This window comes from Staphylococcus felis (assembly GCF_003012915.1).
Taxonomy (GTDB): domain Bacteria; phylum Bacillota; class Bacilli; order Staphylococcales; family Staphylococcaceae; genus Staphylococcus; species Staphylococcus felis.
Window position 1 is genome coordinate 2,127,412 of sequence record NZ_CP027770.1, and the last position, 22,317, is coordinate 2,149,728.

A 22,317-nucleotide genomic window follows, 5' to 3' on the forward strand; every position below is an offset into this window, starting at 1 on the left:
CCATTATTGCATAACGCCTTAATTTTATGCGACCAGTCCAATTTGACTGAGAGCCCAAACAATACGAATGATTGATAAAAGGAAAGCGTAGAGGTAATTCAATCATGAATCATCTCTACGCTATCCTTTTGGGATTGATGTCCCAGTCTCATCCTCACATCTATTCTAATAATTTATAATTTTTGAGCAATCATCTGTAAAACATCCACAACTCGTGTAGAATAACCCCATTCATTATCATACCAAGCTAATACCTTCACCTTATTATCATTCATTACTATTGTTGATGGTGCATCAATAATAGCAGAGTGTGCATCTGTAGTGAAATCATCTGAAACTAAAGGTTCATCGACTATATTAATAACACCGTCTAAATTATTATCTCTGAATAACTGATTGACTTGATCTTTCGTCACAGATTGATTTAAGTCTACTACTAAATCGACGAGCGAGACATTTTTAGTAGGCACTCGTAATGCCATACCATGAAGTTTTCCTTCAAGTTCTGGCAATACTAATGCTAAGGCTTTTGCAGCTCCAGTTGATGTTGGTATGATGCTTTCAAAAGCAGCGCGAGCACGTCTTAAATCTTTATGAGGGTTATCTAAATTATTTTGATCATTTGTTACTGCATGGACTGTTGTCATTAAGCCATTCTTAATACAAAACTCATCATTTAATAACTTTGCAACAGGGGCTAAGCAGTTTGTTGTGCAAGAGGCATTGCTAAATATGTCATACTTATCGACATCTAATGTGTTATCATTAACACCCTTTACAATCGTTTGAACATCCCCGCCTTTTGATGGACCAGTTAAAATGACTTTTTTTGCACCTGCACGTATATGTGCTATCGCCTTGTCCCCATGATTGAATTTACCTGTTGCCTCAACAACTATATCGATACCTAAATCACGCCACGGCAAGTTTTCAGGCTTACGATCTGACACTAATTTAATCTCTTTACCCTCTACTTTTATGCCAGTTTCTGTCGCTTCAACAGTTTGATTAAATCGTCCATGAGTTGTATCGTATTTAAGAAGATGTGCAATAGTCTCTGATGGATAACTTGCATTTATCGCTACAACTTCGATATCTTCTCTATTTAATGCTATTCTTAAAACCATACGGCCAATTCGACCTAAACCATTAATCGCAATCTTCGTCGTCATTTAAAAAGCACTCCTTAGATAATGTGTTATACTTTATAAAAACAGTATAACATATTTATATCATATTGAAATCGTTTTCTATCATCAATTTCACTTTAAAGTTGTACTTATACACAAATGGCCATAGATGTTTCGCTAAATGTTTACGATTCATCAAAAAAAGCCGAAACATCATGCATTCATGATAGATTGAGACAATACTTTTTATTATTTCCCATAAGAAAATATTGTTGTGTCACAATCCTATCAATGTGAATCAACTTAGAATCATCGAGAAGTATTTCATTTTTATTCAGGTTGCATTACGCACCTTCTCTCAAACTCTCATCAATTCACAAACATGACGTTTCGACTTCATATTTTTTATTCTGTATCATTTGGATGATATGCGTCTAAAAACCCTTTTTCTACGAGCACCTTTTCCAAATTTTGTTTTAATTCTAATTTAGACCCTAAATTGTCAATCACAACATCTGCCATTCGACTTTTTTTATCAATTGAAATTTGGCTGTAAACACGCGCTTTGGCATCTTCAATTGACATATTATTTCGTGCCATTAATCGATCAATTTGTATAGGTTCCGAAGCATAAACCAACCAAACTTCATCAACAGTGTCTTCCAATCCATTTTCAAATAATAAAGGTATATCCATAATCACGTTGTAACCTTTTTCAAGATAGTCATCACGCTCTTTCTTCATCAATTGATTGACAATTGGATGAATAATTTGGTTGAGTTTTTCTCTTTTTTCATCATCGTAAAATACTTCTTGTCCAATGAACGCTCTATTCATTTCACCCTCTGCTGTAATCGCTTCTTCTCCGAATAGAGCTCGAACTTTTTCAAGACCTTCTGATCCTTTTTCAACTGCTTTTCGAGATGCTACGTCGGCGTCCACAATTTTAAAGCCATGTATTTGAAGCAATTCTGCAACTGTTGATTTACCAGTTGCAATGCCTCCTGTAAGTCCAATCACTTTTGGCATATTTTCCCTCTTCCTTTTATAATTGACAGTTTGGGCAATAATGTGTGTTACGTCCAGCTATAATCTCTCTTTTAATCATTCCACCACAAACTGAACAAATATTTTGTTTATATACTTTTAAGTTATTTTGCATTGTTCCACGTTCGCCATCAGCATGTACATAATCTGAAATGCTCGTACCGCCATTTTCAATACCCATATATAATACTTTGATAACACTGTTAAATAGACGGCGCTTAGCTTCTTCAGTCATATTTTGTGCCTTCGTTTGAGGATGAATAGAAGCGTCAAACAGTGCTTCACAAGCGTAAATATTACCACATCCGGCAATCACTTTATGATCAAGTATCATTTGTTTGATCGACATGTTTTGATATTTTTTTAGATGAAACTGATTCATAAAATGATCCATCGCTTTTTCATCAAACGGCTCAGGTGCTATTTCTAATATAGATGGATAATCTTCGAGTGTTTGCACATTTCTAATTTCACCAAACCGACGAATATCTGAATACACTAACATCTTATTATTTTCTAAATGAAAGACCACTTGCCAATGTTTTTGATAATTATATATCGGAATATCTTCGAGCTTTTCAACAACAAAATAAGCACCTGACATTCCTAAGTGAGAAATTATGATTCGTGTGGTATGGTTGTCTTTAAGATATATTAATATATATTTACTTCGCCTTTCTATTTGTGTCACTTCATAGTTTTCTGTAAATAACTTAAATTTCTCAAGGGTTATTCCTTTAATGATGGTATCTTTACCTTGTGATTTCCCTAATATTACTTTTTCAGAAAACTGCACACGCTTAATTTTATGATTTAATATATGCGGCGCTATACCTCTTTTAACATGCTCAACTTCTGGTAATTCTGGCATTCGTTTATTGACCTCTTTCTACTTAGCATCATACCAAGTTTTTCCATAATCTGATTCGACTGATAATGGGACATCTAATTTTAAAGCATTTGTCATAATATCTTCAACGAATATGCTAAATGAGTCCACTTCAGATTTAGGCACTTCAAAAATTAACTCGTCGTGTACTTGTAATAATAAAGTGGCTTGATAATCTGTTTGTTTAATAGCTTCGTTAAAGTTAACCATCGCAAGCTTAATAATATCAGCTGCACTACCTTGAATAGGTGAGTTCATAGCAGTTCTTTCAGCAAATCCTCTTTTATTAAAATTACGACTTGTTATATCAGGAATATAGCGACGGCGTTTTAATAATGTTTCAACATAACCATCTTGTTTAGCATCTTGGACTACGCGCTCCATGTAATCTTTAACACCTGGAAAATGATTTAAATAATCATCTATAAACTTTTGAGCTTTTTTTCGTGAAATACCTAAACTCTGACTTAACCCATAATCACTAATGCCGTAAACAATACCAAAATTAACAGCTTTCGCTTGACGTCTCATTAATGGCGTGACGTTATCTTCACTCACGTTAAACACCTTCATCGCAGTCGTTGTGTGAATGTCTTCATTTTCGTTAAAAGCGCGTTGTAATGTTTCATCACCTGTAATATGAGCAAGTACACGCAATTCAATTTGAGAGTAATCGGCTGCCAATATAACATAGTCTTCATGTGATGATTTAAAAGCTTTACGTATTCTTCGCCCTTCTTCTAAACGAATAGGAATATTCTGAAGGTTCGGGTCAACGGATGACAGACGACCTGTTTGAGCTAATGTTTGATTGAATCGTGTATGAATTCGGCCATCTTCCCATATCACTTTTTGCAATCCTTCTACATAAGTTGATTGTAATTTCGACAAAGTACGATAAGTTAAAATCGAGTCAATTATCGGATGTTCTCCTTGTAATTTTTCAAGCACATCCACTGCAGTTGAATAACCTGTTTTCGTTTTCTTAATGACAGGCAACTCTAGCTTTTCAAATAATATGACACCAAGTTGCTTTGGTGAGTTAATATTAAAAGATTCTCCAGCTTTTTCATGTATATCAGAAATTAACTTTTCAAGCTGTAATTGTAGTTCCTTTTCCATCTCTTGTAATGTCTTTTGATCAGTATATACACCTACATATTCCATTTCACTTAAAATATAAGCTAGCGGCATTTCCATATTTATCAACAGATCAAGTTGTTGATTTGACTCTAAAATTTCAAGCATTTTCGGACGCACTTCATAAACCGCGTCTAAAATGGATGCAACGTGCTTATTTAAAACTTTATCATCAGGCACACTAAAAGTTTTACCCTTGCCGTATACTGAAACATCACTTTTAACATAAGTATGATCGAATAAAGACATGACAGAGTGAACATCATCAATCGCATGTGAAGGATCAATTAAGTAGCTTGCAAGCATTGTGTCAAATGTAATATTTTGGATATTCACACCAAGTCGTTTCAATGCTATATACGTTTTTTTTGCATCATATACATATTTTTGAGACTCGTTATCTTCTAGCCAATCTACTAAACCTTGATGTTGTTTTAATTCGCTAGGATCTAATACAACATACTGCTCACCATCAAAAATACCGAATTTTAGAATCGTATCTTTTAAATAATTCACACCTTCCATTTCAATATGAATCGATGCAACCTCTAACTTCTCAAAAACAATCTGATTGATATCAGTTATAGGTTCAAAAGATTTATGAATATCTTCTGCAGTTTGTGATGCATCTTGGTCTAATGCATCTAATAATTGACGAAATTCTAATTCTCTAAACAATTGAATCTTTTGAGTTTCGTCTTCTAAATCTGGTCGCTTTGTATCTTCTAACTTAACTGAAATAGGTGAATTACGATTAATCGTCGCTAATTTCTTGCTAATCAAAGCATCTTCTTGACTGTTTTGGAGTTTTTCTTTTAATTTTTTACCAGAAACTTCGTCAATATTGTCATATACACCTTCAACTGAATTAAATTGATGCAATAATTTTAACGCTGTTTTCTCACCGACTCCCGCAACTCCAGGAATGTTATCAGAGGTGTCTCCCATTAATCCTTTCAAATCTATAATTTGACTCGGTACTAACCCATTATATTTTTCAGAGATGAACTCTGGCGTATAATGGTCCACGTCAGTAATACCTTTTTTAGTGTAATAAATCGTAACATTTTGTGAAGCAAGTTGCGTTAAATCACGATCACCTGTGATAACAATGGTTTGCATGCCTTGCTCATCTGCTTCACGGCTCAACGTTCCAATAATATCATCCGCTTCATAATTTTCTAACTCATAACTTTGAATTTGATACGCCTCTAGTAATTGACGAATATATGGAAATTGTTCACTTAATTCTGGTGGTGTTTTTTGGCGACCTCCTTTGTAATCTTGATAAGTCTCATGACGAAATGTCGTTTTTCCAGCATCGAATGCGACTAGAAAATGTGAGGGTTTTTCCTCTTTCAATATTTTTTCGAGTAATCGAGCAAATCCGTATACAGCGTTCGTATGTATACCTGCTTTGTTTTGTAATAATGGCAACGCATAAAATGCCCTAAAACTTAAACTATTACCATCAATTAAAATTAGTTTATCCACGCTTTTCCCTCCAACACCGTTTGTTTATATTTTATCACAGAACTCGTTTTATCCATATCATATGCCATTGTGGTACTTATCCTTAAGTCACTTGTACAAGAAAAGGCGACTTAAAATAGATAATCAACCTATATTAAGCCACCATGTATTAAAATATAAAACGCACCTAAAAAACTAGCTTGGTAAAATCACTCTAAATGTAGATCCAACATTTAGTTCAGATTCAACTTCAATATGGCCACCATACCCTTCAACGATATGCTTAGTAATCGATAAACCGAGTCCAGTACCTCCAGAATCACGACTTCTAGCTTTATCAACACGATAAAATCGTTCAAATATTCTATACTTATCTTCTTCTCTCATGCCGATGCCTTCATCAATCACTTCAATAATTTGGCTATTCGTTACATTATATACACGTAAAGTAACGGTTTTATGCGGAGAAGAATAGTTAATTGCATTTGACAATAGATTAACAATGACTTGTGATATTTTATTTTCATCAGCCATTGCTAAAACATTTTTTTGAACCGCATTTTTCAAGGTAATGAATTTATCATCAGCAATAGGTTTGATAACTGACAACGACGATTCTGCCACCTGTGATAAATTAATCTGATGTTTTTCTAAAGTCGAAGTCTGTTCAATCTTAGACAAATCTAACAAATCTTCTACTAATGATTGAATTCGGTTAGATTCTTTTAAAATAATACCTAAAAACATGTCTAGAGATTCAGGATCATTTTTAGCACCGTCAATTAATGTCTCTGTAAATCCTTTCATTGATGTAATCGGCGTCTTTAGCTCATGAGAAACATTCGCAACAAAATCACGTCTTAAATTTTCGAGTTTTTTTAATTTAGTGATATCATGTAAAACAACGACCATACCCTCAAGTTTCTTTCTTGTACGAGATAAGATTGGAACACAAGATGTATCAAAAAACTTTTGATGTATATTATTAACATAAAGTTCAACTTGACCATGAACAGCCTGTTCCGTTCTGAATCCCTCGACTACCAGTTTTTTTAAAGTATCATTTAAAAATTGTTGATAATTTTTGTTTTCAACATTGTCACTCTGATTAAATATTTCATAGTACGTTTGATTAGCGACTACAATCTTTCCATTTTTATTGATCATTAATACTGCGCTTGGAATATTTTCTAAGGTTGTCACTAATCGATTACGTTGAATTTTTTGCGCACGATTTAGCGCTTCCAATCGTCTTGCCAAAACATTGATAGTGACATATAAATCTTTTGTTTCTTTGACACTACTCTCAGGTACACGTACTTTATAGTTACCTTCCGTTAATAAAGATGCAGCATATGATACCTCGTTAATCGGTTGAATATATGTACGATTAATATAACGCACTGAAAAATATATGAGCGCAATGATAAACATCCCAACCAAGATGAGATATTTCCAAAACTCTAATTGCAAGTTATAAACCATTGTATATTTACCACTAATTAATATTGTAACGTCATTATTCTTATAACCGAATAAATACTCCCCTTTTTTACCATTTAAAATATAGGCACTTGTTTCTGTCGATAACTGATTAGTGATTTCGCGTTCCCGTTTTTCTATTGAATAATTATCACTCGAATTAAACTTATATTTACGATTGCCTTCTATGATAAGCATATTAGCTTTATAAATATCAGACAACAGTTGAATTCGAGCATCATTATTTTCGTAGTGTAATGACAGAATTTGTTGTGATTGTTTCGTTAATTCATTTTTTTGATCTTCAACTGAGATGGTATAAATCGCATTATGTACAATAAATCCTAATAGAAGAAAACTTACAACAGTAATTGTTGTAAGTATTATTAATAATTTATGATAAAATTTAAGCATTTATTTAGGTCTCTCCAATTTATAGCCTAAACCACGAACCGTTTTAATAAATTGAGGTTGTTTAGGATTTTCTTCAAGTTTATCACGCAAATGGCTTATATGTACATCTACTATACGAGAATCCCCTGCAAATTCATAGTTCCAAACTGAGTTTAACATATGCTCTCTAGTAATAACACGTCCTTGTCTTTCAACTAGATAGAGTAATAGTTCAAATTCTTTAGGAGTCAGCTCAAGCAATTCATCGTTGCGATACACCTCAAAGAAGTCCGGCCGAATTCTTATCGCCCCAATGACAATATCTTCATCTTGTTCGGAGCTATTTGCAACTTGTGTATATGAAGAGCGTCGCAAAATCGCTTTAACACGTGCAACAACTTCTCTTGGCGAAAAAGGTTTTGTCATATAGTCATCCGCACCTAGCTCAAGACCTAAAACACGATCAAATTCATCGTCTTTAGCTGTTAACATTAATATAGGGACTTGATTCTTGTCAGACCTTATAGTCTTACACACTTCAATACCATCTTTTTTAGGCAACATAACATCTAATACAATAAGATCTGGTTTTGTTTCTTCAACTTTTATTAACGCTTCTTCACCATCTTGAGCAATTTCCACAATATACCCTGCTTGTTCAAGATTGTATTTTAATAATGTAACAATGGATTGTTCGTCATCAACAACAAGCACTCTTTGAGCCATGACGTTACCTCCTAATCATCTTTTTCTTCATTATAACTTAAAATCAACTTAAAAATCATATGTCATTAAGTGATTTTACAGTATCTTAATACAATCATTACATAAAGTTAAAGTTATATTCAATTTCTCTTTTAAATTGATAATATTTAAGCCCTTTGATTAACAACTTGATAATTATATTAAAAAAAGGATAAGATTGACCTTTTTTGGCAATCTTATCCGAAATTGATTAAGCTATAGATTTATTACAAATTTTGTATTAATGCATCTGCAAATTCAGATGTTTTAACTTCAGTCGCACCTTCCATTAAACGAGCAAAATCATACGTTACTACTTTTGAAGCAATCGTTTTTTCAACTGATTGCGTGATTAAATCTGCAGCTTCTTGCCAACCTAAATGTTCTAACATAAGCACACCTGAAAGTAATACAGACGATGGATTAACTTTATTTAATCCTGCGTATTTTGGTGCTGTACCGTGAGTCGCTTCAAAAATGGCATGTCCTGTTTCGTAGTTGATATTGGCACCTGGTGCAATTCCTATACCACCGACTTGAGCAGCAAGAGCATCAGAAATGTAATCACCATTTAAATTCATTGTCGCAACTACATCATGATCTTCTGGGCGAGTTAAAATTTGTTGTAAGAAAATGTCAGCAATTGAATCTTTAATTACAATTTTACCGTCTTTAACCGCTTGATCTTGAGCAGCATTTGCTTCGTCTTTACCTTTTTCATCAACGATTTTGTCATATTGTTGCCAAGTAAACACTTTATCTCCGAATTCTCTTTCAGCTAAATCATAACCCCATTGTTTAAATGCACCTTCAGTAAATTTCATAATGTTACCTTTATGCACTAACGTCACAGTTTTTCGGTTATTATCTAAAGCATATTGAATCGCTGAGCGAACGAGTCTTTCAGTTCCTTCTTTAGAAACTGGTTTGATACCAATTCCTGACGTTTCAGGGAATCGGATATTTTTAGCTCCCATTTCATTTTGTAAAAATTCGATGACTTTTTTAACTTCATCAGAACCCTCTTTGAACTCAATACCAGCATAGATATCTTCTGTATTTTCACGGAAAATCACCATGTCAACATCTTCTGGTCGTTTAACAGGAGATGGTACACCTTGGAACCATCTTACAGGACGTAAACATGTAAACAAGTCTAATTCTTGACGTAAAGCAACGTTTAAAGAACGAATCCCCCCACCAATCGGTGTTGTAAGTGGGCCTTTAATAGCGATTAAATATGACTTAATCGTATCTAAAGTTTCTGCTGGAAGCCATTCTCCAGTTTCATCAAATGCTTTTTGACCTGCTAAAACTTCTTTCCACGCTATTTTTTTGTCACCGTTATATGCTTTTTTGACAGCTTCATCAATAACGCGACTTGCTGCACTCCAAATATCCGGGCCTATACCGTCACCAATAATAAATGGGATAATAGGTTCATTTGGTACTTGTAATCCACTTTCAGTTTTTATAATTTTTTCACTCATCGTTTGAATACCTCCACTAATAGCTTTTATGATTAAACATTTTATAATTAACGTTCATCAATTGATGTGTATTTACGATCAACTTCACCAACATAAGTTGCACGAGGACGCATAATTCTGTTGTCTCTTAATTGTTCAAGAATATGCGCTGTCCAACCAGCTGTTCTACTGACTGCAAAAATTGGTGTAAACAAATCATATTCAATATTCATACTATGATAGACAGTCGCACTGAAGAAATCGACATTTGGAAGCAGTCCTTTTTTGTCTTTCATAATATCAGCAATTTTAACTGACATTTCGAATAGTTCTTTTTGACCTGTTTCTTCTGTTATTTTACGACTCATTTCTTTTAAATACTTCGCTCTTGGGTCTCCGTTTTTGTATACTCTGTGACCAAAGCCCATCACTTTTTCTTTATTTTCAAATGCTTTTTCCAAATATGGTTCAACATTATCAATTGAACCAATTTCTTTTAGCATTTTCATTACTCGTTCATTCGCACCGCCATGTAGAGGTCCCTTTAATGAACCAACAGCTGCAGTAATTCCTGAATACATATCTGATAGTGATGATACTGCACAACGCGCTGTAAATGCTGAAGCGTTTAGTTCATGGTCAGCATGCAAAATTAGCGCTTTATTAAATCCTTCAACCTCTACATCAGTAGGTTTTTCCCCTCTTAACATATACAGAAAATTCGCTGCATAACTCAATGATGCATCTGGTTTAACAGGCTCTTTTCCTTCTCGTACGCGTGCAAATGACGTCACTAGCGATGCTATTTTAGCTTGAATTCTAATCGCCCGTTCTTGCAATGCACTTTCATCATTGTCATCAGCATGTTCATCAAAATGTGCAAGATAAGATACTGATGTTCGTAATGCTGTCATTGGGTGAACTTCATCCGTCGCATACTCTTCAAAATGACTGTACATGCGTGGATTCAAAGTCATATATTTATATAACTTTTCTTTTAATTCAGTCAATTCTTTTTGATTCGGCAAACGGTAATTCCACAACAAGAAAATAATCTCTTCAAATTCAGCATTTTCAGTTAAATCATCTATGTCATAGCCTGCATAAGTGAGCTGACTATCGATAATAGAACTGATTTTAGTTTCTGCTGCGATTACCCCTTCAAGACCTTTCTTTAATTCTGCCATAATAATTTCCCCTTTACTTTATATTCGTTCTTTATAATGGCTTTCAATATCATTATAGCCAATAAATATATATTTGTGAACATTTTAAGAACTCCTAAATTCTGAATTATCAAACATTAATGGTGTGTAAATTTCTAAATATATCCTAAAAATCGCATGACATAAGGGTTTATCATTTTTAAATTACGCTTTTATATAAGACTATCATCATCATTCGCATTATTTATCAATATCAATAAAAAGAATTGATAGCGATTGATTTGTTTTTAATTAACACTAATATTGTAAAAATAACATATCATTCAACTGTATGTTTGTCGATTAACGCTTATATTATGTAATACCGCATGCTGCAGTTAGGATATATCTTTTATCATTTTCTCTTAAAATTATTTTATTTTCAATTATTATGTATAGAGAAGAAAATAATAACTTTCATGAAGAACATTGTCTAGGCTATTTTTCTCATGATATGATTAGGAATTAAAAAAGACGAATGCGCATATTATACGAATTCGTCTTCAATGTTTGGGCTTTATGTTTGATTATAGTACGTTAGCGTAGCCCTCGAATATTTTACCTTGTGCAGAATCTACTGTAACAAGTATATCATTTGGTATTTGTTTTGTTACATTGTTAACGCCAACAATTGTAGGGATACCTTTTTCTAAACCGATGATGGCACTTGGAGATGTTAATCCCCCTTCTTCAGTAACAAGTCCTGCAGCTTGATCAAGGAACGGTACAATTTCATTATCTACTGAAGGTGTGATAATAATAGCATTTCTAAGGTCTTTGCCTTCAAGATCTTGTGCTGTTTCAGCTACAACTGTACGCCCACAAACTGATGAACGACCAATACCTTGACCACTAGCGATATCTTCCCCGATTAAATGAAGCTTCATTAAATTAGTTGTTCCAGATTCACCAGTAGGCACACCTGCAGTTATGATGATTAAATCACCATTTTGAACGCGTTCTGTTTCAATCGCAGTTGCTACAGCATTGTTGAGTAGTTCGTCTGTCGTATAATTTCCTTCACGTACAACAGGATAAACACCCCAAACTAAACTACATTGACGTGCAGTTGTTTCAAATGGTGTTACCGCTATAACGTCTGACTTTGGACGGTATTTTGAAATCGTACGTGCTGTATTACCGCTTTCTGTTGATGCTAAAATGGCCTTAACATTTAAATTGAGCGCTGTATGAGCCACTGATACCCCAATTGCATTGACAAGTGATGTTTCAACTAGTTTAGTGCGGTCAGAAAGTAATTTTTTATAATCTTGTGCTTGTTCAGCTGCACAAGCGATACTGTTCATAGCTTTAACAGCTTCTTCAGGATATGCACCTGCTGCTGTTTCGCCCGATAACATAACAGCATCTGTACCATCATAAATCGCATTAGCAACGTCTGATGCTTCTGCTCGAGTAGCACGTGGATTACGTTGCATTGAGTCAAGCATTTGCGTTGCAGTAATGACAGGTTTACCTAACTTATTACATTTTCGGATTAAGTCTTTTTGCACAATTGGTACTGTTTCTGGTGGTATTTCAACACCCATATCGCCACGAGCAACCATTAGTCCGTCAGATACTTCAAGAATATCGTCTATATTATCAATACCTTCTTGATTTTCGATTTTTGGAATAATACTAATGTTTTGATTATTGACATCTTCTAAAATTTTACGAATCTCAAGAACATCACTCGCACGACGTACAAAACTTGCTGCTATAAAGTCAACATCTTGTTCAATCCCAAAACGAATATCTTCTGCGTCTTTTTCTGTTATACCTGGTAAGTTTACTTTAACACCTGGTAAGTTAACACCTTTTTTATTCTTTAATTCACCAGTGTTTAAAACTTCACATAAAATCTCGCCACTATTTTCGTGAATTTCTTTAACTTTTAATTCGATTAATCCATCATCTAATAAAATAAATGAACCAACATGAATATCATTAATTAATTCAGGATATGTTACAGAAAATTTCTCAGGTGTGCCTTCTACTTGTGACATGCTTACAATGACATCTGACCCTTTTTCTAATGTAATGATGCCATCTTTCATATCATGCGTTCGAATTTCAGGCCCTTTTGTATCTAATAAAATACCTATATTTAAATTTAACTTTTTCGCAACTTTACGTATCGATGTGATACGTGCAGCATGTTCTTCATGTGACCCATGTGAAAAGTTTAAACGAGCCACATTCATTCCAGCTCTCATTAACTTTTCTAACATTTCTTCAGATTCTGAAGCTGGTCCAATCGTACATACGATTTTTGTTCTTTTCATAAATAATGCCTCCTAGATTATATCGATAATTCCTTAGTCAAATCTAACATGCGTTGTGTATATTTAACCTCTGAACTTCCGTTAAAGATTGTATTAAAATCTGTAGCGATGAGTTTATTATCCTTAATACCTACACCTTTTGCTGAATCACCAGACATTAATAATTCTACAGCGTATCCACCTAGACGAGAAGCTAAGACTCTATCTGCCCCTGTAGGACTACCACCACGTTGAATATGACCTAATACAGACACACGTGCATCCACATTAATGTATTTCGTTAACTCAGATGCACATGAATCTCCGGTCATACAACCTTCAGCTACTATGATAATGGAGTGCTTTTTACCACGATCAATACCATGTTGGATTTTTTCGGCGATGTCTTTCATGTCATAGCTTGTTTCAGGTGTAATAATTGTCTCAGCTCCTACTGCCAAACCAGACCATAAAGCTAAGTCACCACAGTCGCGCCCCATCACTTCAATAATAAATGTGCGCGCATGACTTGATGCCGTGTCTCGAATCTTATCCACGGAATCGATAATTGTATTTAAAGCTGTATCAAATCCAATAGTGAAGTCAGTTCCATTAATATCATTATCGATAGTACCTGGTATACCAATTGTTTGAATATCCTTACACTCTTCACTAATACGTTGTGCACCGCGATAACTTCCGTCACCACCAATAACAACAAGGCCTTCAATTCCCCGTTTTCTTAAATTTTCGATTCCTTTAGCTCTTACATCCTTTTCTTTAAATTCTGGACATCTTGCAGAATATAAGAATGTTCCGCCTCTTTGTATAGTATCCCCTACTGAACCTAATTCCAGCTTATGGATATCGTCATTAATTAAACCAAGATAACCTTGGTAGACACCATAAACTTCAATATTGTGATAGATTGCTTTTCTCACTACCGCACGAATTGCTGCATTCATGCCAGGAGAATCTCCACCGCTTGTTAAAACTGCAATTTTTTTCATGAGACATACCCTCTTTTGCATAGTTGTTAAGTTAAAAATACCACAAAATAGCGCATCATTCCATTAAAAACAAGCAAACTATAAAGTGTAAACGTTTTTATATAGCGGATTATACAAGATATGACTTAAAAAGATTAATATGGCAAATCCTAATTATATATTTGACTTTTTACATTGCAAAATGAAAGCAAGTTACATTGTTCTTTATCAAAAATCATATAAAAATGGCTCTCAGTCAAATTGGACTGGTCGCATTAAATTAAGGCGTTATGCAATAATGAATTGCTTAACGCCTTTTTCGTTGTGTGATCATAAAGTCTTGAACATTAATGCCTCTTTTAATACAACATAAATCAGTAAAATTGAGTTAGTAAAACATACTTTATAACTTAGAGGTGTGAATAAATATAGCAAATTTGATTGATTCCTAAGCCGAGACTTCTGAGGCGTCTAGAAAAGCGAGGCTTTATGGAACAATCAAATAAATGAAATTATTTATACACCAGTCCGATTTACTATAGAACCATAAAAATTAAAGTAGTAATTACTTTCAAGTCACTATAAAATCAACAAAAAATGATTGAGCGCTACACAACTTATACGCGTTATGTAGTCCTCAATCATTAACAGTTACTCTACAAATGTACCAATATTTCTAAACTTGTTGAAACGGTCTTCTTTAATATCAATAGGTTCCATATGCGTAAAATCTTTTAACTGCGCAACAAATTCTTTTTTAATTTGCTTTGCAAGCATCTCAATATCATGATGCGCTCCACCTAATGGTTCTTTAACGACTTTATCAGCAATATTCAACTCTTGTAAATCATATGCAGTTATTTTCATTGTTTCTGCCGCTATTTTTGCAAGTGAGCTATCTTTCCATAGAATGCCAGCAGCGCCTTCTGGTGATATAACTGAATATGTACTATTTTCAAGCATTAACAAGCGATTGCTAACCCCTAAACCAAGTGCACCACCACTTCCTCCTTCACCAATTACAATAGAGATAATAGGTACATTGATCGAAGCCATTTCAACTAAATTTTTTGCAATAGATTCACTTTGACCGCGCTCTTCAGCCGATTTACCAGGATATGCACCTTTTGTATCAATAAATGTAAAAATAGGGCGATTAAACTTTTCAGCTTGCTTCATTAAACGCAAAGCTTTTCGGTATCCTTCAGGGTGCGCCATTCCAAAATTGCGATATATGTTATCTTTAGTATCTTTACCTCTTTGGTGACCAATCACTGTAACGGGTTGGTTATTTAAATATGCGATGCCACCTACAATAGCTGGATCATCTCTAAAATTACGATCACCGTGAAACTCGATAAAATCATCAAAAATATAAGAAATATAATCTAACGTTGTCGGTCTTTCTTGTAGTCTTGCAATTTGAACACGATCCCATGGTTTTAAATTCAAATAAACTTTTTCCTTCTCATGTTGCAGAGCTGCCTCGAGTAAGTCGATTTCATCGCTAAGGTCGACGTCATTTTTATGTTGGGTTTCTTCTAATGACTTTATTTTATTTTTGATATCTTCAATAGACTTTTCAAAATTTAACATTACTTATTCACCCCATTATGCATTTCAAAAAGCTGTGCTAATGTTTGTTTCATTTCACTCCGATGAACGACCTTATCTAATTGACCGTGCTCTAATAAGAACTCAGCTGTCTGGAAATCTTCAGGTAATTTCTCGTTGATTGTTTGTTCAATAACACGACGCCCAGCAAATCCAATCAATGCTTTTGGCTCTGCTAAATTAATATCACCTATTGATGCAAAACTTGCTGAAACACCGCCTGTAGTTGGATGTGTCATATATGAAATAAAGAGTTGGTTTGCTGCAGAATGTCTCTCGAGTGACACACTCGTTTTCGCCATTTGCATTAAAGATATAATACCTTCTTGCATTCTCGCACCTCCAGAAGCTGTAAATAGTACGAAAGGCAATCGATGATCAGTACAATAATCCACAACTCGACAAATTTTTTCACCAACGACAGATCCCATACTCCCCATACGAAAACGCGAATCCATTACGCCGACACCAAATTTTATGCCATTTAACTCGGCTACTCCTGTAACAACTGCTTCTGTTAAACCCGTTTTTTCTTGGTCTTTCTCAAGTTTTTCTTCATAGCCAGGAAAGTTTAATGGATTTGCAGAGGTCATCCCTTTATCAAACTCTTCAAAAGTTCCCTCGTCAATTATCGCGTTGATACGATCATGTGCTGATATTTGAATGTGATGATCGCAGTTAAAGCAAACATTTAGATTTTCCGTTAGTTCTTTCGTATACATAATCTTTTTACATTTTGGACATTTCGTCATAATACCTTCTGGAACTTCGTTTTGTTTTGAATCTTGAACCGTAATATATTTTTTCTTTTTAGAATTACGATTAAAAAAATCTTTAAACATTTAAAATACCTCCACATAACCATAGGCTAGACTGTTGTTAGGTTTATTTCTTTAAATCTGTAAGCGACAAAGTTTTTTCATATACATCATCTGGATCCACTTCGATTCTCGCCACCCCTGATTCCATGGCTGCACGCGCAACTTCTTTAGCAACAGTTGGTGCTACTCTATAATCAAATGGCTCTGGAATGACATAGTCAGCACTACGAGACGTATCAGAGACTAAGTTTGCAATTGCTTCGACTGCAGCACGTTTCATTTCTTCATTGATATGTGTCGCACGAACATCGAGTGCCCCTCTGAATATTCCAGGAAATGCCAATACATTGTTGATTTGATTTGGAAAATCCGAACGGCCTGTTCCTATCACTTTGGCACCCGCAGCTTTAGCTTTATCAGGCGTTATTTCAGGGTTAGGATTTGCCATTGCAAAGATAATGGGGTCATCATTCATTGATTTCACCATATCTTCAGTCAAAGCATTCGCTACAGAGACACCTATAAATACATCTGCTTCTTGAACCACATCAACAAGTTTACCTTCAACTTTATCTTTGTTTGTCCATTTTGCTACTGTTTCTTTCGTCTTATTCATACCATACGAACGTCCCTCAAAAATTGCACCTTTTGAATCACACATAATCATATTTCTAACACCATATGAATAGAGTAATTTTACAATAGCGATACCTGCAGCGCCCGCACCATTTAATACCACTTTGATGTCTGACAAGTTTTTTTCAACTAAGCGAAGTGCATTAATCAAACCGGCAACTGTCACAATAGCAGTTCCATGTTGATCGTCGTGAAAGACAGGGATTTTTGTTTCTTTTTTCAATCGTTCTTCTATTTCAAAACAACGAGGCGCGGAGATATCTTCTAAGTTAATGCCACCAAAATTCGGCTCTAACAACTTCACAGTTCGAATAATTTCTTCTGTATCTTTAGTATTTAATGATAACGGAATGCCATCTACTCCAGAAAAACTTTTAAATAATACGGCTTTACCCTCCATCACTGGTATACTCGCCTCAGGTCCAATATCTCCAAGACCTAAAACAGCAGTACCATCAGATATGACTGCAACTGTATTACTCTTTAATGTATAATCATAAACTTTACTTTTATCTTCATGAATATCTTTGCAAGGCTCAGCTACACCTGGTGAATAAGCTAAACTTAATTCCTCTTTATTTGTTACTTTAACTTTAGGACAAACAGCTAATTTACCTTGATTTTCTTTATGCATATGTAAAGCGTCGTCTCTTAATGACATTCGCAATCAACTCCCATTAAAATCGTTAATTAACCTTCTAAACGGCTCGTGCATAATCGTCATTATACTATAGCACATATTCACATGATAGCAAAGCCACTACATAGTTATGAAAAAATGTATCAATTATTGCTCCAAATCATATACCTGTACAAGTTAATTAATTAACTGATAAAACACGAATTTGATCTGGTTTAAACTGAGCAATAAATGCCAATATTTTTTCACCATCACCCTCTATACATCCAATTTTTTCATAAGTATGACTTACTTCATCAAAGTAATATACTGGCAACCCTTTTTGACAAGGTGATTGTAAGTACTGGGTTTGAAGAGTGTCTGTCGGCATGACACGTATAATGATTTGTCGCGCACGCTTGATAACATTATTTTCAAATGATTCAAGCGGCTCAATATCATTTATAATCATTTGAATGTTTTGATGACGTCTTTCAAACTTACCTTTTACAATAAAAGCAACTCCCTTATTAAGTTGGAAAGAGATTTTCTGGTAAACATTTGGGAATATGACACCTTCTATTGTTTTCTGTCCGTCATTTAATTCAACGAAGGCCATTTGTTGCCCTTTTTTAGTACGAATAACTCGTATTCGATCTAAATATATTAATACAGGTTTAAACTTCAATTGTGGATTGAGCTGGTAAATACCTAAATACTGTTTTAAATTAAATAGTTTTTCTACTGGATGCGTTGAAACATAGAAGCCCATATACTGTTTTTCATAACGGCTCAATTCTTGGTCAGGCATTTCTTCAGTTTGTTGATAATCTCTCTTTGTAGTAGCGAAACTCTCGAGAAAACTTTGGTCTAAGTCAGATTTTGTATCAATGACCTTATCAATAGATTGAAGTAAAGTGGCTCGATTTTCGCCAAAACAATCCAAAGCCCCAGTCAAAATAAGGGGTTCGAGTAATCGTCGTGATCTTATACGACTCGGTATACGATCACAAAAGTCAAATAAATCTTTAAATGGCCCATTATCCAGACGTTCTTTTACTATTGTATTGACACTTTGGTATCCGACTCCTTTAATAGCACCTAACGAGATGTATACATTATTTCCATCTGAAACATATCGCCACATACTTTTATTAATGTGGGGGCCGTGTATATTGATATTATGCGTTTTCGCTTCATCAATAATGGCTAACGTTTTTTCTTCATGTCCAATGACATTACTCAAAATATTAGCATAAAAATATGTTGCATAATGAACTTTTAAATATGACATAATATAAGCTATTTTTGAATAACTAACTGCATGCGCCCTTGGAAATCCATAATCTGCAAATTTTAAAATCAAGTCAAAGATTTGCTGACTCAACCTTTCACTATAACCGCGTTTATAAGCGCCATCAATAAAATGTTGACGCTCATTTTCTAAAACTGCTCGATTCTTTTTACTCATCGCACGTCTTAAAATATCGGCTTCTCCATACGAGAACCCTGCAAACTGACTTGCTATTTGCATGATTTGCTCTTGATACACAATGACCCCATATGTACGTTTAAGCAGTGGCTCTAAGTCCGCATGTAAATAGGATACCGTATGCGGATGATGACGTCTCTTAATATAAGTCGGGATTTCTTCCATTGGTCCTGGTCGATATAACGATGTCACGGCTACAATATCTTCAAAATGTTCTGGTTGTAAATTCTGTAAAACTTTCCTAACACCCTCTGATTCCAATTGAAAAATACCGGTCGTATCTCCTCTTGATAATAACTCAAATACATGAGAATCATCGAGAGGAATCTTTTCAATATCTATTTCAACACCTTCATAACGTTGAATTTGTTTAATCATTTCATGGATAATGGATAAGTTTCTTAAACCTAAAAAATCAATTTTTAACAACCCAATGCGTTCAGACTCAGTCATCGTCCATTGCGTTAATAATCCTGTATCCCCTTCAGTAAGTGGGATGAATTCATCAAGTGGTTGATCATTTATGATGATTCCTGCTGCATGGGTAGAGGTATTTCTCGGCAACCCTTCTAATTTTTTACAAAGTTCAAACCAGTGCTCATGCTTATGATTTCGATGAACAAAATCCTGAAACGATTGATTTTGATATGCCTCTTCCAGCGTTATTCCTAAGTGACTCGGTATGTTTTTAGAAGCTTCACTTAGCGTTATTTCATCAAAGCCCATCACACGCCCAACATCACGCGCAACAGCTTTTGCTGATAAATGACCAAATGTGATAATTCCTGCCACTCGGTAATCACCGTATTTTTCCTGAACATACTGAATGACTTTCTCACGCTTTGTATCCTCAAAATCAATATCGATATCTGGCATTGTGACGCGCTCAGGGTTTAAAAAGCGCTCAAAAAGCAAATCATATTTTATAGGGTCAATCGTTGTGATATTTAATAAGTAACTGACTAAAGACCCTGCTGAAGATCCACGGCCTGGTCCAACCATAATATGATTGGATTTAGCATAATGAATCAAGTCACTTACAATTAAAAAGTAATCAGAATACCCCATTTTTCGTATAATATTAAATTCATAAGTCATTCTCTCTTTGTATCTAGAATCGTTCATATCTAACTTTTGAAGTGCTTGATTCAACAAATACCACAAATACTCATCAGATGTTTCATTATTCGGCGTAACAAATTCTGGCAACAATGATTGATGGTAATTTAGTTTTGCGTCACATAAATCTGTAATTTCATCTGTTTGAGCAAGTAACGCTTGAGGCACACCTTGGTTAAGAAGTTCTTGTACTGTTAAAATATACGCAGAATCTGAATCTTTCTTCTCAACAAAATTCACTTTTTGATTCTCTCGAATAGCCTCCAACACTTTCAAGGCTTCTTTCTCATCAGGTTCACCATAATGAGCACTTTTGATCCATACTTTTTTTAAATGTTCAAATTGAGATGATAATTGATCAATATATACAGATGTATCGTCTGACAATCCATCTAACCAATGACTATGTTGATCCGAAAATTGCTTGAAAATGACAATATGATGATTGAGGTAATTTTTGAGATGATGAATCGATATAACATGTCGTTGATTGATCTTAATATCTGATGATAACTTGAATAAATGCTTTAACCCTTCGTTGTTTTTGGCTAGTATGACCGCTTCCATTTGATTAAACTCATCTGTGATATGTACGGTCATTCCAAGTAAAGGTTTAATTTGATGCGTCACACATGCATCATAAAATTGTGGCACACCATACATCACATGAAGGTCGGTGATAGCAACTGCAGAATAACCGGCACTTTTAGCGCGTTTCACTGCATCCTCTACCTTTAAAGTTGAATTTAATAAATCATATGCAGTATGAATATTTAAATGTGCAACCATTACATTTTCACTCCTTATTAATCCTAGCCCCAACAGATTAAAGCATTTTACTATTGCTGATTTAACTTCTCTTTCAATCTTATAGCGAGGGCATCAAATGTTTCCCAGTTTTCAACTGAAACACCTGACGCATTAGGGTGGCCACCTCCACCAAATTCTTCTGCAATATCATTTATCGTCATTGCTTTTGAACGGATGCGACATCTGATATCATCACCTTCATCTACTCCAAAAATCCAAACTTTAATCCCTTTTAAATCAGCAACAGCATTTACAAATAATGAGGCTTCATTCGGTTTAACTTGAAAATCTTCCAATACATCTTGTGTAATTCTAACTTGACAAAAACCATCATGATCTAATTCAAAATTTTGTAATACATAACCGTGAAATGGCATTAAATGCGGATCTTTTTCGCCAAGCTGATTTAGTAATTGCTGAGGTTGAATATCAAATTGAATCAGTTCACTAGCAATTTGTAACGTTCTAGGTGATGTATTGTTAAACATAAAGCGCCCCGTATCTCCCACAATACCTAGATATATCGCTTTTGCTATTTCTTCATTCATCAATGATAAATCGCCTAAATCATCTATCATATTATAAATAATTTCACTTGTTGATGACGCATGTGTGTCTACATAATTTAAATCTCCATATTGATCAACAGGTGGGTGATGATCAATTTTTACCACTTTGTTATCAACAGGCAGCACTATTCCGTCTATTCGTGCTGCGTTTGCTGTATCACAAACGATAATCAGCGCATCATGATACTGTTCATTCTTTATCGTATCTAATGTCCCCATAAAAGATAATGTTGGCTCATGGTCTCCTACTGCATAAATGGTTTTATCTGGATATTTTTTTTGTAAATATCTATGGAGTCCGAATTGTGAACCTAATGCATCAGGATCAGGCCTAACATGACGATGAATTATAATTTTATCGTACTCCTCAATCATTTGCTGTATTTGTTTAAATGTAGTCATATAAACG

General features: G+C 34.6%; 15 protein-coding genes. All 15 read right to left on the bottom strand.

Features of this window, described 5'->3' with window-relative positions:
* Positions 1-173: 173 nt before the first annotated feature.
* The 15 genes from C7J90_RS09985 to C7J90_RS10055 all read right to left on the bottom strand — a co-directional run bounded on the left by C7J90_RS09985 (position 174) and on the right by C7J90_RS10055 (position 22,310).
* On the bottom strand, positions 174-1,172 hold the full coding sequence (locus tag C7J90_RS09985) for a glyceraldehyde-3-phosphate dehydrogenase (RefSeq protein ID WP_103209668.1): 999 nt from the start codon (positions 1,170-1,172) through the stop codon (positions 174-176).
* 363 nt (positions 1,173-1,535) lie between these two features.
* Entirely contained in the window at positions 1,536-2,159 is a 624-nt protein-coding gene (gene coaE, locus C7J90_RS09990) for a dephospho-CoA kinase (protein ID WP_103209666.1), read from the bottom strand.
* A gap of 16 nt (positions 2,160-2,175) precedes the next feature.
* On the bottom strand, positions 2,176-3,048 hold the full coding sequence (gene mutM / locus C7J90_RS09995; protein WP_103209664.1) for a bifunctional DNA-formamidopyrimidine glycosylase/DNA-(apurinic or apyrimidinic site) lyase: 873 nt from the start codon (positions 3,046-3,048) through the stop codon (positions 2,176-2,178).
* Positions 3,049-3,066: 18 nt separating this feature from the next.
* A complete protein-coding gene (polA, locus tag C7J90_RS10000; RefSeq protein ID WP_103209662.1) occupies positions 3,067-5,700 on the bottom strand; it encodes a DNA polymerase I in 2,634 nt (877 codons plus the stop codon).
* A 174-nt stretch (positions 5,701-5,874) separates the two neighbouring features.
* Entirely contained in the window at positions 5,875-7,575 is a 1,701-nt protein-coding gene (gene pnpS / locus C7J90_RS10005) for a two-component system histidine kinase PnpS (protein WP_103209661.1), read from the bottom strand.
* Positions 7,576-8,280, bottom strand: a complete 705-nt coding sequence (locus tag C7J90_RS10010) for a response regulator transcription factor (RefSeq protein WP_103209659.1) — start codon at positions 8,278-8,280, stop codon at positions 7,576-7,578.
* A gap of 245 nt (positions 8,281-8,525) precedes the next feature.
* Complete coding sequence (gene icd, locus C7J90_RS10015; RefSeq protein WP_103209657.1) at positions 8,526-9,788, bottom strand: NADP-dependent isocitrate dehydrogenase; 1,263 nt, start codon at positions 9,786-9,788, stop codon at positions 8,526-8,528.
* Between the two features lie 47 nt (positions 9,789-9,835).
* Positions 9,836-10,954 (bottom strand): citrate synthase, encoded by a 1,119-nt coding sequence (locus C7J90_RS10020; RefSeq protein WP_103209655.1) that lies wholly within the window; start codon positions 10,952-10,954, stop codon positions 9,836-9,838.
* A 545-nt stretch (positions 10,955-11,499) separates the two neighbouring features.
* The gene (pyk, locus tag C7J90_RS10025) at positions 11,500-13,260 is read right to left on the bottom strand and encodes a pyruvate kinase (RefSeq protein WP_103209653.1); all 1,761 of its coding nucleotides are present in this window, start codon (positions 13,258-13,260) and stop codon (positions 11,500-11,502) included.
* A 17-nt stretch (positions 13,261-13,277) separates the two neighbouring features.
* Positions 13,278-14,249, bottom strand: a complete 972-nt coding sequence (gene pfkA, locus C7J90_RS10030; RefSeq protein ID WP_103209651.1) for a 6-phosphofructokinase — start codon at positions 14,247-14,249, stop codon at positions 13,278-13,280.
* A gap of 630 nt (positions 14,250-14,879) precedes the next feature.
* Positions 14,880-15,824 (bottom strand): acetyl-CoA carboxylase carboxyltransferase subunit alpha, encoded by a 945-nt coding sequence (locus tag C7J90_RS10035; RefSeq protein WP_103209649.1) that lies wholly within the window; start codon positions 15,822-15,824, stop codon positions 14,880-14,882.
* Positions 15,824-16,684, bottom strand: a complete 861-nt coding sequence (gene accD / locus C7J90_RS10040) for an acetyl-CoA carboxylase, carboxyltransferase subunit beta (protein WP_103209647.1) — start codon at positions 16,682-16,684, stop codon at positions 15,824-15,826. The genes C7J90_RS10035 and accD overlap by 1 nt, the downstream gene beginning before the upstream one ends.
* Before the next feature lie 43 nt (positions 16,685-16,727).
* Positions 16,728-17,960 carry an NADP-dependent malic enzyme gene (gene ystJ, locus C7J90_RS10045; protein ID WP_103209645.1) on the bottom strand — a complete coding sequence of 411 codons (1,233 nt, stop codon included), beginning with the start codon at positions 17,958-17,960 and terminating at the stop codon, positions 16,728-16,730.
* Positions 17,961-18,120: 160 nt separating this feature from the next.
* Positions 18,121-21,318 carry a DNA polymerase III subunit alpha gene (locus tag C7J90_RS10050; protein WP_103209643.1) on the bottom strand — a complete coding sequence of 1,066 codons (3,198 nt, stop codon included), beginning with the start codon at positions 21,316-21,318 and terminating at the stop codon, positions 18,121-18,123.
* 50 nt (positions 21,319-21,368) lie between these two features.
* Positions 21,369-22,310 carry a DHH family phosphoesterase gene (locus C7J90_RS10055; RefSeq protein WP_103209641.1) on the bottom strand — a complete coding sequence of 314 codons (942 nt, stop codon included), beginning with the start codon at positions 22,308-22,310 and terminating at the stop codon, positions 21,369-21,371.
* Positions 22,311-22,317: the final 7 nt, after the last annotated feature.

Excerpts from the sequence above, each read along its gene's own strand:
- C7J90_RS09985 (WP_103209668.1), bottom strand. The coding sequence starts at position 1,172 with ATGACGACGAAGATTGCGATTAATGGTTTAGGTCGAATTGGCCGTATG.
- coaE (WP_103209666.1), bottom strand. The coding sequence starts at position 2,159 with ATGCCAAAAGTGATTGGACTTACAGGAGGCATTGCAACTGGTAAATCA.
- mutM (WP_103209664.1), bottom strand. The coding sequence starts at position 3,048 with ATGCCAGAATTACCAGAAGTTGAGCATGTTAAAAGAGGTATAGCGCCG.
- pnpS (WP_103209661.1), bottom strand. The coding sequence starts at position 7,575 with ATGCTTAAATTTTATCATAAATTATTAATAATACTTACAACAATTACT.
- C7J90_RS10010 (WP_103209659.1), bottom strand. The coding sequence starts at position 8,280 with ATGGCTCAAAGAGTGCTTGTTGTTGATGACGAACAATCCATTGTTACA.
- icd (WP_103209657.1), bottom strand. The coding sequence starts at position 9,788 with ATGAGTGAAAAAATTATAAAAACTGAAAGTGGATTACAAGTACCAAAT.
- C7J90_RS10020 (WP_103209655.1), bottom strand. The coding sequence starts at position 10,954 with ATGGCAGAATTAAAGAAAGGTCTTGAAGGGGTAATCGCAGCAGAAACT.
- pyk (WP_103209653.1), bottom strand. The coding sequence starts at position 13,260 with ATGAAAAGAACAAAAATCGTATGTACGATTGGACCAGCTTCAGAATCT.
- pfkA (WP_103209651.1), bottom strand. The coding sequence starts at position 14,249 with ATGAAAAAAATTGCAGTTTTAACAAGCGGTGGAGATTCTCCTGGCATG.
- C7J90_RS10035 (WP_103209649.1), bottom strand. The coding sequence starts at position 15,824 with ATGTTAAATTTTGAAAAGTCTATTGAAGATATCAAAAATAAAATAAAG.
- accD (WP_103209647.1), bottom strand. The coding sequence starts at position 16,684 with ATGTTTAAAGATTTTTTTAATCGTAATTCTAAAAAGAAAAAATATATT.
- ystJ (WP_103209645.1), bottom strand. The coding sequence starts at position 17,960 with ATGTCATTAAGAGACGACGCTTTACATATGCATAAAGAAAATCAAGGT.
- C7J90_RS10050 (WP_103209643.1), bottom strand. The coding sequence starts at position 21,318 with ATGGTTGCACATTTAAATATTCATACTGCATATGATTTATTAAATTCA.
- C7J90_RS10055 (WP_103209641.1), bottom strand. The coding sequence starts at position 22,310 with ATGACTACATTTAAACAAATACAGCAAATGATTGAGGAGTACGATAAA.